Origin of the sequence: Parageobacillus thermantarcticus, assembly GCF_900111865.1 — a bacterium.
Taxonomy (GTDB): domain Bacteria; phylum Bacillota; class Bacilli; order Bacillales; family Anoxybacillaceae; genus Parageobacillus; species Parageobacillus thermantarcticus.
In genome coordinates, this window is sequence record NZ_FOJS01000008.1 from 18409 (window position 1) to 31712 (window position 13304).

The window sequence follows — 13304 nt, forward strand, 5'->3', positions numbered from 1 at the left end:
TCATCCTTCCTTGCGACATAGTGAAAACGTTCAAAAAGGAAATCTCTCCTTTTTGAACGCGTAGTGATTATTGGTCAAACCATTTTTTAATCAGTTTATCGACTTCGCCGTTTTTCATTTTTTCTTGCAATACTTTGTTAAACTCATCGCGAAGCTTGCTGCCTTTCGGGAAGGCGATGGCAGAGCCTGCTTCTTGTTCATTTGTCGGAATCGTATGCCCTTCTAGTTTGCCGTTGCTCGTTTTCAAATATCCTTTTGCCACCGTATCTTCAATAATTGCCGCATCAAAGCGCCCTGATTGAATCTCTTGAATTAATTCCGGAATGCGGTTGCGGCTTTCCAGTTTCATGTCCACCGTCTTGGCAATTTTTTTCGCTTCTCCTTCCTGAATCGAACCAGTTTGAACCCCGACCGTTTTTCCTTTTAAGTCTTTCACCGTTTTTATGCCGCTTCCTTTTTTGGAAACAATCATGTTCCGCGATACATAATACACGTCCGAGAAATCAACGTTTTTCTTGCGATCTTCCGTCGGCGTCATTCCCGCCAACACAAAATCGACTTTTCCCGACTGCAATGCCGGAATTAACCCGGTAAAGTCCATATCGACAATTTCAAATTCGTATCCTAGTTCTTTCGTGATCATCTTCGCCAAATCGACGTCAAATCCGATAATTTCATTGCCTTTCGCGGTGTCGATATACTCAAATGGCGGGTAATCGGCGGAAGTTCCCATTTTTAGCACTTTCTTTTGCGCTCCGCTCTCGTTCTTTTCTTCGCCCCCTCCACAGGCGGAAAGCAAGCCAATAAGTAGAATGCTAGAAACCAATAACGATAATAGCTTTTTCATCCGATGTCTCTCCCTCTCTATTTTAAAAATTAAATAATTTTTATAATATTAGTTAAAGATTAGCAAGATGCAATTCGTTTTTGAATATATATTCTATGTTTCGTATATTAACACATATCACAATCATCATGCAATCCATTTTATTATAAATAAATCATTTTTATTTTTTGAAAATAACAACAAATAAATAACAGGGTGTCCCGAAAGTGATGGGACACCCTTCTGTGCTACTGTATATGTGTATCGAACAATAAGAGAAAACCTATCGTTTGTGGCCCAACAGCCTTTTGAGCCTTGTTATACTTCATCGCAATATTGATCAAACGCCGCCTGCAGCTTTTGCACGACTTCGATCGGCTCATGCCCTTCAATTTCGTGGCGATGAATCATCATGCAAAGCTTACCGTCTTTTAAAAGCGCGAACGATGGGGAAGAAGGTGGCTGCCCTTCAAAATATTCGCGCGCTCGTGCTGTCGCCTCTTTATCTTGCCCGGCAAATACGGTGACAAGATGGTCCGGACGTTTGTCATAATGAATCGCATGCGCCGCCGCAGGACGGGCGATGCCGCCGGCGCAGCCGCATACCGAATTAATCATCACAAGCGTTGTGCCTGGACGCTTGAATGCGGCGTCGACTTCTTCAGGAGTGCGCAATTCTTCAAAGCCAGCTTCGACGATCTCGCGGCGCGATTGCTCGACAATATCATTGTAAAGTGGAAATTGGAACATCGCATACACCTCCTCTTTTATATCGTATCACATTTCTTTACGATTCCCTACTCTCATACACTTGAATAAGCTCTCGAACTGCGGAAGTGACCGACTGCCTTCCGGAAATGACGTTATTTTCAATGATCGGCAGCTTTTCTTTCACCGCGGGATGGGAAAAGAAGCTCGTTTCTAAATAATCTTTAATCATCGAATAAATCCAATCTTTTTGCTGGTGGCGCCGGCGCATGTCAAACACGCCAGACCGTTTTGTCGTTTCCACAAATTTCTCAATGACACGCCAAATTTCTTCGATTCCTTCTCCCAAAAGCGCCGAGCACGTATACGCCTTTGTCTCCCATCCCGGCGTTGCCGGCCGTAAATAATGGAGAAATTGATTATATTCTTTTTGCGCAGCCAATGCTTTTGGCTTATTGTCCCCATCCGCCTTGTTGATGACGATCGCGTCCGTTAATTCCATAATTCCGCGTTTCATTCCTTGCAGTTCGTCTCCAGCTCCTGTTAAAACAAGCATTAAAAAGAAATCGACCATGCTGCGCACGACAAACTCGCTTTGCCCGACGCCGACCGTTTCCACTAAAATAATGTCATATCCTGCCGCTTCGCAAAGCATCATCGTCTCGCGCGTTTTCCGATGCACGCCGCCGAGCGTTCCTCCCGATGGCGATGGTCGGATAAAGGCGCGCGGATGGCGGGCTAGCGTTTCCATCCGCGTTTTATCCCCGAGAATGCTGCCGCCCGTCAACGAGCTGCTCGGATCGACGGCTAAGACGGCAACGCGATGCCCTCGTTCGCATAAAAACGTGCCGAACGCTTCAATAAACGTGCTCTTTCCTGCTCCCGGCACACCGGTGATGCCGATGCGGACCGACTTTCCGACATGCGGAAGCAGCTCGTTTAATACTTGCTGGGCGATGTCCATATGCTTTGCCGCGTTGCTTTCAACAAGCGTAATTGCCTGCGCCAAAATCGTGCGGTCATTGTTTAACACGCCTTCGACATATTCTTTTACCGACCGCTCTTTCCGCTTCACCCAACGTTTGGGCGAAGCGGAGGCGGCAGCTTTCACATAAGCAGTCGCGAACTCATTTTCTCTCTCTTTTTCCACCCATTCAGGGCGATGCGTTCGTTCGCCGTTCATTGGCTCACTTCCTCGTAACCGAGACGTTTATAAATTTCTTCAAGCACTTTTTCGGCAGCTGCTGGAATCACTGTTCCCGGCCCGAAAATGGCAGATGCGCCGTGTTGGTAAAGAAACTCATAATCTTGCGGCGGAATGACGCCTCCGACGACAACGATGATATCTTCACGGCCAAGCTTGCGCAGTTCTTCCACCAACTGCGGCAACAACGTTTTATGCCCGCCGGCGAGCGAGCTAATGCCAACGACATGGACGTCGTTTTCGACCGCCTGGCGCGCCGTTTCTTCCGGCGTTTGGAACAGCGGGCCGATGTCAACGTCAAAGCCTAAATCGGCAAACGCCGTCGCGATCACTTTCGCCCCGCGGTCATGACCGTCCTGGCCCATTTTTGCGATCATAATCCGCGGGCGGCGTCCCTCCAATTCATAAAATTCATCGGTCATTTTCTTGACGCGCTCAAATTGCTCTTCGTTTTGAAATTCGGAACTGTACACGCCGCTAATCGAGCGGATTACCGCTTTATGGCGCTTCGCTACTTTTTCAATCGCGTACGAAATTTCGCCTAATGTCGCGCGGACGCGCGCTGCCTGCACGGCTAATTCAAGCAAGTTTCCTTCTCCCGTTTCCGTCGCTCTCGTAATCGCGTCAAGCGCTTCTTGCACTTTTTGCTCATCGCGAGAGGCGCGCAGCTGTTTTAATCTTTCAATCTGGCGCATCCGCACCGCCGTATTGTCGACTTCTAAAATTTCGATCGGCTCTTCTTTTTCCGGACGATATTTGTTGACGCCGATGATCGTTTCCGCACCGGAATCGATTCTTGCTTGGCGCCTTGCCGCCGCTTCTTCAATGCGCATTTTCGGGATCCCTGTTTCAATCGCTTTCGCCATGCCGCCAAGGCTTTCGATTTCTTCAATGTGCTTCCACGCGCGGTTCATTAATTCGTTCGTTAACGTCTCGACGTAATAGGAGCCAGCCCACGGGTCAATGACGTTGCAAATCCCTGTTTCATCTTGCAAGTAAAGCTGCGTATTGCGGGCGATGCGCGCCGAAAAATCGGTTGGCAGCGCAATCGCTTCATCAAGCGCGTTCGTGTGGAGCGACTGCGTATGACCAAGCGCAGCGGCATGCGCTTCGATCAACGTGCGCACGACATTGTTAAACGGGTCCTGTTCGGTCAAGCTCCACCCCGATGTTTGCGAATGTGTCCGCAATGCGAGCGATTTCGGGTTTTTCGGGTTGAACGTTTTCATCATTTTCGCCCACATGATGCGCGCTGCGCGCAGCTTCGCGACTTCCATGAAATAGTTCATGCCGATCGCCCAGAAAAACGATAATCTCGGCGCGAACGAGTCAATGTCGATTCCCGCCTTTAATCCTGTGCGAACGTATTCCAATCCGTCAGCGAGCGTATACGCCAATTCGATATCGGCCGGCGCCCCCGCTTCTTGCATATGGTAGCCGGAAATGCTGATGCTGTTGAACTTTGGCATATATTTGGACGTATACTCAAAAATATCCGCAATAATGCGCATCGACGTTTCCGGCGGGTAAATATACGTGTTGCGCACCATATATTCTTTTAAAATATCGTTTTGAATCGTACCGGAAAGTTTGTCTTGCGTGACACCTTGCTCTTCCGCCGTGACGATGTAAAACGCCATAATCGGCAGCACCGCGCCGTTCATCGTCATCGACACCGACATTTGGTCAAGCGGAATGCCATCAAACAAAATTTTCATATCTAACACTGAATCGATTGCCACCCCCGCTTTGCCGACGTCGCCGACGACGCGCGGATGGTCGGAATCATAGCCGCGGTGGGTCGCAAGGTCAAAGGCGACGGACAGTCCCTTTTGCCCCATCGCCAAATTGCGGCGGTAAAATGCATTGCTCTCTTCCGCTGTCGAAAATCCCGCATATTGCCGGATCGTCCACGGCCGATTCACATACATCGACGGATACGGGCCGCGCAAATACGGAGGGATTCCCGGCATATAATCAAGAAAGTCAAAACCTTCGATATCTTTTTTCGTATAAAGCGGTTGAATGGCGATGTGCTCATTTGTTTGAAACAGCAAGTCATCGATCGACGCGCGCACCTTTTCTTCGATCGCCCGCTTCCATTGTTGTTCATCCACCGTTTTTTCCGGCATGCACAACGAAACGTTCGCAAAATCGATTTTTCTACTCATCAAGGGCCACCCCCATCTCTTTCATGAACGAGACAATCGTTTCATAACAATTAGAACCGATATGGATAAATCCATCGACCCCAGCCTCGATGAAAGTCTGTTCGACATCCGCCGGCTGTTTTCCAGCGACATACAGCTTGGCATTCGGCTTTGCCTGTTTGAACGCTTTCGCGATCGCTGGAACCATATTCGTGTAGCTTTCATCCGAGCCGCAAATAATATAATGCGTACCGTTTGCTTCCAGAGCTCCGGACACCGCTTCCTCCGCGGTATGATATCCTTCGCTTTTAGCCACAGCCACGCCGCCGGCTTCAAAAAAGCCGGTGATAAAATCAGCGCGTGTTTTATAGTTTGGAATCGAGCCAATGTTAATCAAATGCACCGTCGGACGCGCTCCATGTTTTTCCAAATGCACTTCCGCAGCTTTGCGCAGCTGTTCAAACGATTCGGCAAGGCGCCATTGTTGAATCGGTTTAACATTTATAGACGCTTCGTCTGCTTTTAATGCCGCTTCGATTTCCTGAGCGGTTGCTCGGCGAACTGCCATAAAAATCGCTGTTTCGATCCAGCGGTTTTCCCGGAATCCCGCTTGCAGCTGGGCGACATTTTCTTCGTCAACCTTTGAAAATGGGAAGGCTTTTTCGCTGCCTTTGTTCGCTTTTTGTATAGGCGCTTCCGCTAAGTTGGCATAAAAATTCGTTCCGACGATTTTTTCTTTTCGCTTTTTTACATTATCCTTCCGCTGCTTGGCAACATTTTCCACTTCCGCTTGCACAAATCCGTCTTGAAGCGCTTTCACAATGCCGCCCTTTCCTTCGATTTGCTGGAACAGCTTCCACGTTTTCTCCGCTACTTGCGCCGTCAACGTTTCCACATAGTACGAACCGCCGGCTGGGTCAATGACATTCGCGATATGCGCTTCTTCCAACAAAATCAACTGTGTGTTGCGGGCGATTCTCCGTGAAAATTCATCAGCTGGTCCGATCGCCTCATCAAATGGAGAAACGTGGAGGCTATCGGCGCCGCCGATCGTCGCGGCAAACGCTTCCGCCGCCGCGCGCAGCATGTTGACATACGGATCATAAATCGTTTTCGTAAAATAAGATGTGCGCGCATGCATCGCGATTTTTTGCGCTGACTCGCTGCCGCCGAACGCCTGCACAATGTTCGCCCACACAAGCCTTGCCGCGCGAAGCTTTGCAATTTCCATAAAAAAGTTCGAACCAACCGCAAACGAAAATTGGATTTGCGACGCGACATCATCGATCGCCAATCCTCTATCTAAACACGCATTGATATATTCGACCGCTGTCGCAAACGCAAACGCTAATTCTTGAACGGCGTTCGCCCCGCCGTTATGATACGGCTCACCGCGGACGATGATCGTTTTGACGTGCGGCATATTATTTTTGGCCCATTTCGCCACATCCGCCATCACGTCATACGATGACGCAAGCGAGAATGAGAGATGCCCTGTTTCTGCCAGCGTACCGATAGGATCCATCCCGATCGTTCCGCGCACCGCTGCAAACGGCATTTGCCGTTTTCGCAAATAAGCGGCAAACAGCGCCAAAAAGGAAAGCGATTGTGCCCCAGCGTCGACGCGAAGCGAATATTTATCTAAAGAAATATCGGAAAACATTGCTTCCATATCATCAAGCGATATCACTGGAAACCCTAACCGTTCCAACACGATATGGATTTCTGTTTGCCCTCTTGCCAAATCATGCTTGACGATCTCGTTCCATTCTTGCGGACTGGTTGCGGAAATTTCTTGGCTTACTTTCCAAGGCTCTTGAATATAGCCGTTTGGCCTAGTGCCGCGGACATAGCCCGGAAACCCCGGATACTGTTCGACATGTGTAAGCGACTCTATGTCACGGCGCGTATAAATGGGTTTAATCGTGATATTTTCATATGTAGTCGAATACAATTTTTCGAACGGTTTTCCTTTTAACGACTTTTCCACTTCCTGTTTCCACTCCGCGAAGCTTGGAATGGGAAACGTCATATTTTTCATCTTCGAAATATCACTCACTATGTTCTCCCCCTTTTCAGCGCTTTCCCCCATCCATAAGAAACCGCTTTCTTTTGTACTTTTAAAAATATTGCGGATATTTTTATTGTAGTATATATTGCATGGTTCTAGCAATGAAGAAAACAGAATCTGTTTCTAATATAAACCACAATGAAAAATTTTATCTGTATGAACGGTTTGGAGTCCAAGAGTATTGGATTGTAGACCTTGCTCATCAAACGATTGAAATATATGGATTAATGGATAGCAAGTTTTCCAAAAGAAATGTATTTGGAAAAAACAGTACGCTTACCTCTTTCGTTTTTCCTGAATTAACGATCGATTTGCGGAATATATTCACATCATAACACCCCCGCCGTATACGAAATAACGGCGGGGGTGCCATTAATAAATCGGCGTATTGTCTTTTGACACGTTTTCCAAAATCTCTTTCACACGCGCGAGGAAGCGGCCGCAAATGAGGCCGTCCAAAACGCGATGGTCAAGCGATAAACATAAGTTGACCATGTCGCGGATGGCGATCATCCCGTCTTTGACAACTGGGCGTTTGACGATCGATTCGACTTGCAAAATCGCCGCTTGCGGATAATTGATGATGCCCATCGATTGCACCGAGCCGAACGTGCCGGTGTTGTTCACCGTAAACGTGCCGCCTTGCATATCTTCCGGACGGAGCCTGCCAGCGCGCGCCTTTGCCGCCAGTTCAGCGATTTCACGAGCGATGCCTTTAATGGATTTTTCGTCGGCATGTTTAATGACAGGCACGAATAGCGCGTCGTCCGCGGCAACCGCGATCGAAATGTTGATGTCTTTTTTTTGCACGATTTTATCGCCCGCCCACATCGAGTTAAGCTGCGGGAATTCTTTCAACGCTTGCGCGACCGCTTTAACAAAGAAAGCGAAATACGTCAAATTGAAGCCTTCGCGTTTTTTAAACTCCTCTTTTATCGCATCGCGGTATGCCACTAAATTCGTCACATCGGCTTCGACCATCATCCAAGCGTGCGGCGCTTCATGCTTGCTGCGGAGCATGTTCGCGGCGATCGCTCTGCGCACCGGTGTGACCGGAATTTCGACATCTCCTGCATGAACAGGAACGCTTGGCGCCATCGGCTGTTGCAAAACAGCCGCTTGTTCCGCTTTTTTCGCTTCTTGCGCTAATGTTGGCTGCTGGGCAATCTGGAACGAAGCCGCTGGCTGCGCACTCGCTTTCGGGATATTTCCGGATTCGATTAGTTTTAACAAATCTTTGCGCGTAATCCGTCCGTCCAATCCCGTCCCTTGGACTTGCGTGAGATCAATACTATATTCTCGGGCCAGGCGCAATACCGCTGGCGAGTAGCGCCCTTTCGCTTTTGCCGGTTTTTTCGGCTCCGGCCCTGCAGCTTGTTCCTCTTTTCGTGCCTCTTCTTGTTTTTCCCCCGTTTGTGCTTCTTGATCCAACGGTTCCACTTCGATTGTGCAAATGACCGCTCCTACTGGCATCGTTTCTCCTTCGCTGGCGACAATTTCTTTGATCACACCTGTAAATGACGAAGGGATTTCCGCGTTCACTTTATCCGTCATCACTTCGGCAATTGGGTCGTATTTGTTTACTTTGTCGCCGGCAGATACAAGCCATTTGCTAATCGTGCCTTCCGTGACGCTTTCACCTAGCTGAGGCATCGTAATTTGTTCGATTGCCACATTATAACCTCCTATTCTCTCGGGTAAAAGCTATGTTTGAAAAATGGCATAGCTGGGCAAAATGAAAATAACCACCTTGATGTTCCTTCCTTAAAATGCCGCTAGATCGCGCATCGCTTTTTCCACTTTATCCGGGTTGACCATAAAAAATTTTTCCATCGTCGGCGCATATGGCATCGCCGGAACATCCGGACCGGCAAGGCGCATAATTGGCGCGTCTAAATCAAACAAGCAATGTTCAGCGATAATCGCCGCCACTTCGCTTATAACGCTTCCTTCTTTGTTATCTTCCGTAATAAGCAGCACTTTGCCCGTTTTGCTTGCCGCTTCGATAATCGCTTCCTTATCTAGCGGATACACGGTGCGCAAATCAAGAATGTGCGCGGAGATGCCGTCTTGCGCGACGCGTTCTGCCGCTTCGAGAGCGAAATGAACGCACAGTCCGTACGTAATCACGGTAATATCATCACCTTCGCGTTTAACGTCCGCTTTGCCGATCGGCAATACGTAATCGTCTTCCGGCACTTCGCCTTTAATTAAGCGATACGCGCGTTTATGCTCAAAGAAAAGAACCGGATCTTCATCGCGAATGGCCGCTTTTAACAATCCTTTGACATCATATGGCGTCGACGGCATGACGATTTTTAACCCTGGCTGGTTCGCAAAAATCGCTTCCACTGATTGCGAATGGTATAATGCGCCATGAACGCCGCCGCCGTAAGGAGCGCGAATGACGATCGGGCAGTTCCAGTCGTTGTTGGATCGGTAGCGAATGCGAGCAGCCTCCGAAATAATTTGGTTGACTGCAGGCATGATGAAATCAGCAAATTGAATTTCGGCAATCGGGCGCAAGCCGTACATCGCCGCGCCAATTCCGACACCAACGATCGCTGATTCCGACAGGGGAGTGTCGATGACGCGCTCTTCGCCGAACTGTTCATACAATCCTTGCGTCGCTTTAAATACCCCACCTTTTTTTCCAACGTCTTCCCCTAATACGAAAACGCGCGGGTCACGTTCCATTTCCTCGCGAATCGCCATCGTCACAGCATCAATATAAGAAATCACTGGCATTGTTTTTCCTCCTTACTTCTCCGCGTATACGTACTTTAAGGCATCCTCCGGTTCCGCGTACGGCGCCCTTTCAGCGTAGTCGGTCGCTTCATCGACCTGTTTCATGACACGATCGTGAATTTCTTTTTCTAGTTCGTCTGTCAACACGCCGACTTCTTTTAAATATTTCGCAAACGAAATAATCGGATCTTTGGCGCGCGCTTCAGCAAGCTCTTCTTCGGAACGGTATGCACGTTGATCGTCGTCGGAAGAATGCGAAGTTAAACGATAGGTAACCGTTTCAATTAATGTCGGTCCTTCGCCGCGACGAGCGCGGTCAGCCGCTTCTTTAACGACTTTGTATACTTCAAGCGGGTCGTTTCCGTCTACCGTATAGCCCGGCATGCCGTAACCGATGGCGCGGTCCGATACTTTTTCGCACGCTAATTGTTTAGAAATTGGCACAGAAATCGCGTATTTGTTATTTTCGCACATAAAAATAACAGGAAGCTTATGGACGCCGGCAAAGTTTGCACCTTCGTGGAAGTCTCCTTGGTTCGATGACCCTTCGCCGAACGTGACAAACGCGATAAAATCTTTCTTTTCCATTTTCGCCGCCAGCGCGATGCCGACCGCATGCGGCACTTGCGTCGTTACTGGAGATGAGCCGGTGACGATGCGGTTTTTCTTTTTCCCGAAGTGACCCGGCATTTGCCGTCCTCCAGAGTTTGGATCTTCCGCTTTCGCAAACGCGGATAGCATTAACTCTTTCGGCGTCATGCCAAATGTTAAAACAACGCCCATATCGCGGTAGTAAGGCAACACATAATCTTTCGTGCGGTCAAGGGCAAACGCCGCGCCGACTTGCGCCGCTTCTTGCCCTTGGCAAGAGATAACGAACGGAATTTTTCCAGCGCGGTTTAATAACCACATGCGCTCATCGATTTTCCGAGCCAACAACATCGTTTCATACATTTGCAATACCGTCTCATCGCTTAAGCCTAGCGCTTTGTGTCGATTTTCCGCCATCGAGACAACCTCCTTTTATTCGCTTAAAAATGAATCGCGTTTCCATCAACGGCAAGCGCCGCTTCCGCCATCGCCTCCGACAACGTCGGATGCGGATGAATCGCATGCGCCACCTCCCACGGCGTCGCATCCAATACGCGCGCGAGCCCCGCCTCGGAAATCATATCGGTGACATGTGGGCCGACCATATGAACGCCAAGCAAGTCGTTCGTTTTTTGATCGGCAACGATTTTTACGAACCCTTCCGCTTCGCCAAACACGAGCGCTTTGCCAATCGCTTTAAACGGAAATTTGCCGACTTTTACTTCATAACCTTTTGCTTTCGCTTCTTCTTCCGTCAAGCCGACGCTGGCGACTTCCGGACGGCTGTAGACGCATTTTGAAACCATTGTATAGTCGATCGGGAATGGATTTTGGCCGACGATATGCTCGACAGCGACGATTCCTTCGTGGGACGCTACGTGTGCCAGTTGCAAGCCGCCGATCACATCGCCAATCGCATAAATATGCGGCTCTTTCGTTTGGTAAAACTCGTTCGTTTGAATAACCCCATTTTCTATGACAATATCTGTATTTTCCAGGCCGATTCCTTCAATGTTTGCTTGACGCCCGATGCAAACAAGCATTTTTTCCGCTGTAAACGTTTTTTGCTCGCCTTGATGTTCTGCTCTAATCGTGACTCCACTTCCTTTTTCCAATGTCTCTGGAAGCACTTTTGCTTCTGTCATAACCGTAATGCCGCGGCGTTTCAGCAGTTTTTCTACTTCCTTTGATACGTCACGGTCTTCGGATGGCAAAATGCGGTCCGCATATTCCAACACCGTCACTTCTACTCCAAAATCATTAAGCATCGATGCCCATTCAATGCCGATGGCACCGCCACCGACGATAATAATAGAAGAAGGAAGTGTTTCCATTTGCAGCGCTTCATCCGAAGTGATGACAAACTCTCCGTCAATTTCCAGCCCTGGCAGCGTCCGCGGGCGCGAACCTGTGGCGATGATGACGTTTTTCGGGACAAGCATTTCATTTTCTGTCCCATCGTTCATTTCCACGGAAATCGTTCCCGGCATCGGCGAAAAAATCGACGGGCCTAAAATGCGGCCGAAGCCTGCGTATACGTCAATCTTTCCTTTTTTCATCAAGTGCCGAACACCTTTATACAGCTGTTCAACAATGGCAGACTTGCGCGCTTGCACCTTCGCAAAATCGAGACGTACATCGCTCGCAATGACACCAAACGCCTCGCTATTTTTCGTTTGTGCGTATACTTCGGCGCTGCGCAGCAACGCCTTGCTTGGGATGCAGCCGGCATGAAGACAAGTTCCGCCTAATTTGCCTTTTTCGACAACCGCCGTTTTCAATCCTAATTGCGAGGCGCGAATCGCAGCAACATAGCCGCCTGTACCGCCGCCCAATATGACGAGGTCATACTCTTTTGCCATAACGTTTCTCCTTTCTATCGCAAAACGGTCGCTGTCGCGAATTTTCCGCTCGGATATACTTTTTCTTTTTCTTCTCCGAGCAAGACACGCAGCGCTCCCTCGGCAAGCGCCTGCAGTTCGTTTTCGCCTGGGTGAACGATGACATCAGCGATCCAGTCCACTCGATCGATAATTTCTTTCACAAATTGCTTTCCGTATGCAAGTCCGCCTGTCAAAATGATCGCATCAACGTTTCCCGCCAACACGGCGCTTGCCGCACCAATTTCTTTTGCTACTTGATATGCCATTGCGCGATAGACAAGCTTTGCCTTTTCATCGCCCGCTTCGATCATTTTTTCGACTTTTACCGCATCGTTCGTGCCAAGATAACTAACGAGTCCGCCTTTTCCGACGAGCATGTTCATTATTTCATCGCGATCATACTCTCCTGAGAAGCATAACGAAACGAGATCTCCCGCGGGCACCGTGCCGGCTCGCTCCGGGCTAAACGGACCTTCCCCGTCCAATCCGTTATTCACATCCACCACTCGCCCTTTTTTATGGACACCGACGGTAATTCCGCCGCCCATATGAGCAACGATCAAATTTAATTCTTCATATCGTTTCCCAAGCTGTTTGGCGACGCGGCGCGCCACCGCCTTTTGGTTTAACGCGTGGAAAATGCTTCTTCGTTCAATGAGCGCAAATCCGGAAATGCGGGCGATTGGTTCGAGTTCATCGACAACGACAGGGTCAACAATAAACGCGGGAATATTTAAAGCAGAAGCAATTTCATAGGCTAAAATTCCGCCGAGATTCGAAGCATGCACGCCGGAATACCCTTTTCGCAAATCCTCAAGCATCTGCTTATTGACGCGGTACGTTCCCCCTTCAATCGGGCGCAACAGGCCGCCGCGGCCGCAGACAGCGCTTAATTTAGAAAGATTGATTCCTTCTTCGTCCAATGCGTCTAAAATCGTCTGTTTGCGAAATGCGTATTGATCGGCAACCGATTGATATTGCTGCAACGTTTCTAAGTCATGGCGGAGCGTTTTTTCCAAAATGGGGCGCTCATTATCAAACACGCCGATTTTTGTCGAGGTCGATCCAGGATTGATGGCTAAAATGCGAAACTTCTGCTCTTGCAACGATGGTTACCTCCATT

General features: G+C 48.9%; 11 protein-coding genes. 1 reads left to right on the plus strand and 10 read right to left on the minus strand.

Going from position 1 to position 13304, the window contains the following annotated elements; genetic code table 11:
* Window positions 1-67: 67 nt before the first annotated feature.
* The 5 genes from BM278_RS06455 to BM278_RS06475 all read right to left on the minus strand — a co-directional run bounded on the left by BM278_RS06455 (window position 68) and on the right by BM278_RS06475 (window position 6947).
* A complete protein-coding gene (locus tag BM278_RS06455; RefSeq protein ID WP_090948542.1) occupies window positions 68-847 on the minus strand; it encodes a transporter substrate-binding domain-containing protein in 780 nt (259 codons plus the stop codon).
* Window positions 848-1144: 297 nt separating this feature from the next.
* Entirely contained in the window at window positions 1145-1576 is a 432-nt protein-coding gene (locus BM278_RS06460) for a BrxA/BrxB family bacilliredoxin (RefSeq protein ID WP_003249325.1), read from the minus strand.
* Window positions 1577-1613: 37 nt separating this feature from the next.
* Complete coding sequence (gene meaB, locus BM278_RS06465) at window positions 1614-2717, minus strand: methylmalonyl Co-A mutase-associated GTPase MeaB (RefSeq protein WP_090948543.1); 1104 nt, start codon at window positions 2715-2717, stop codon at window positions 1614-1616.
* Complete coding sequence (gene scpA, locus BM278_RS06470) at window positions 2714-4909, minus strand: methylmalonyl-CoA mutase (protein WP_090948544.1); 2196 nt, start codon at window positions 4907-4909, stop codon at window positions 2714-2716. The genes meaB and scpA overlap by 4 nt, the downstream gene beginning before the upstream one ends.
* Window positions 4902-6947: a methylmalonyl-CoA mutase family protein gene (locus tag BM278_RS06475; RefSeq protein WP_090948545.1), complete on the minus strand. Its 2046-nt coding sequence runs from the start codon at window positions 6945-6947 to the stop codon at window positions 4902-4904. The genes scpA and BM278_RS06475 overlap by 8 nt, the downstream gene beginning before the upstream one ends.
* 113 nt (window positions 6948-7060) lie before the next feature.
* Between BM278_RS06475 and BM278_RS06480 the strand changes: the two genes are divergently transcribed.
* A complete protein-coding gene (locus BM278_RS06480; RefSeq protein WP_244151105.1) occupies window positions 7061-7294 on the plus strand; it encodes a Uma2 family endonuclease in 234 nt (77 codons plus the stop codon).
* 37 nt (window positions 7295-7331) lie between these two features.
* Here BM278_RS06480 and BM278_RS06485 read toward each other — a convergent pair whose 3' ends face one another.
* The 5 genes from BM278_RS06485 to buk all read right to left on the minus strand — a co-directional run bounded on the left by BM278_RS06485 (window position 7332) and on the right by buk (window position 13287).
* Window positions 7332-8633 (minus strand): dihydrolipoamide acetyltransferase family protein, encoded by a 1302-nt coding sequence (locus BM278_RS06485; RefSeq protein ID WP_090948546.1) that lies wholly within the window; start codon window positions 8631-8633, stop codon window positions 7332-7334.
* Window positions 8634-8723: 90 nt separating this feature from the next.
* The gene (locus tag BM278_RS06490) at window positions 8724-9707 is read right to left on the minus strand and encodes an alpha-ketoacid dehydrogenase subunit beta (RefSeq protein ID WP_090948547.1); all 984 of its coding nucleotides are present in this window, start codon (window positions 9705-9707) and stop codon (window positions 8724-8726) included.
* Between the two features lie 12 nt (window positions 9708-9719).
* Window positions 9720-10715, minus strand: coding sequence for a thiamine pyrophosphate-dependent dehydrogenase E1 component subunit alpha (locus tag BM278_RS06495; protein ID WP_090948548.1), 996 nt, complete (start codon window positions 10713-10715; stop codon window positions 9720-9722).
* Between the two features lie 23 nt (window positions 10716-10738).
* Window positions 10739-12160 carry a dihydrolipoyl dehydrogenase gene (lpdA, locus tag BM278_RS06500; RefSeq protein WP_090948549.1) on the minus strand — a complete coding sequence of 474 codons (1422 nt, stop codon included), beginning with the start codon at window positions 12158-12160 and terminating at the stop codon, window positions 10739-10741.
* Window positions 12161-12174: 14 nt separating this feature from the next.
* Window positions 12175-13287, minus strand: coding sequence for a butyrate kinase (gene buk / locus BM278_RS06505; protein WP_090948550.1), 1113 nt, complete (start codon window positions 13285-13287; stop codon window positions 12175-12177).
* Window positions 13288-13304 lie beyond the last annotated feature (17 nt).

Coding starts and splice junctions, on each gene's coding strand:
- BM278_RS06480 (WP_244151105.1), top strand. CDS start 7,061: ATGAAGAAAACAGAATCTGTTTCTAATATAAACCACAATGAAAAATTT.
- BM278_RS06460 (WP_003249325.1), bottom strand. CDS start 1,576: ATGTTCCAATTTCCACTTTACAATGATATTGTCGAGCAATCGCGCCGC.
- meaB (WP_090948543.1), bottom strand. CDS start 2,717: ATGAACGGCGAACGAACGCATCGCCCTGAATGGGTGGAAAAAGAGAGA.
- BM278_RS06455 (WP_090948542.1), bottom strand. CDS start 847: ATGAAAAAGCTATTATCGTTATTGGTTTCTAGCATTCTACTTATTGGC.
- BM278_RS06495 (WP_090948548.1), bottom strand. CDS start 10,715: ATGGCGGAAAATCGACACAAAGCGCTAGGCTTAAGCGATGAGACGGTA.
- BM278_RS06490 (WP_090948547.1), bottom strand. CDS start 9,707: ATGCCAGTGATTTCTTATATTGATGCTGTGACGATGGCGATTCGCGAG.
- scpA (WP_090948544.1), bottom strand. CDS start 4,909: ATGAGTAGAAAAATCGATTTTGCGAACGTTTCGTTGTGCATGCCGGAA.
- lpdA (WP_090948549.1), bottom strand. CDS start 12,160: ATGGCAAAAGAGTATGACCTCGTCATATTGGGCGGCGGTACAGGCGGC.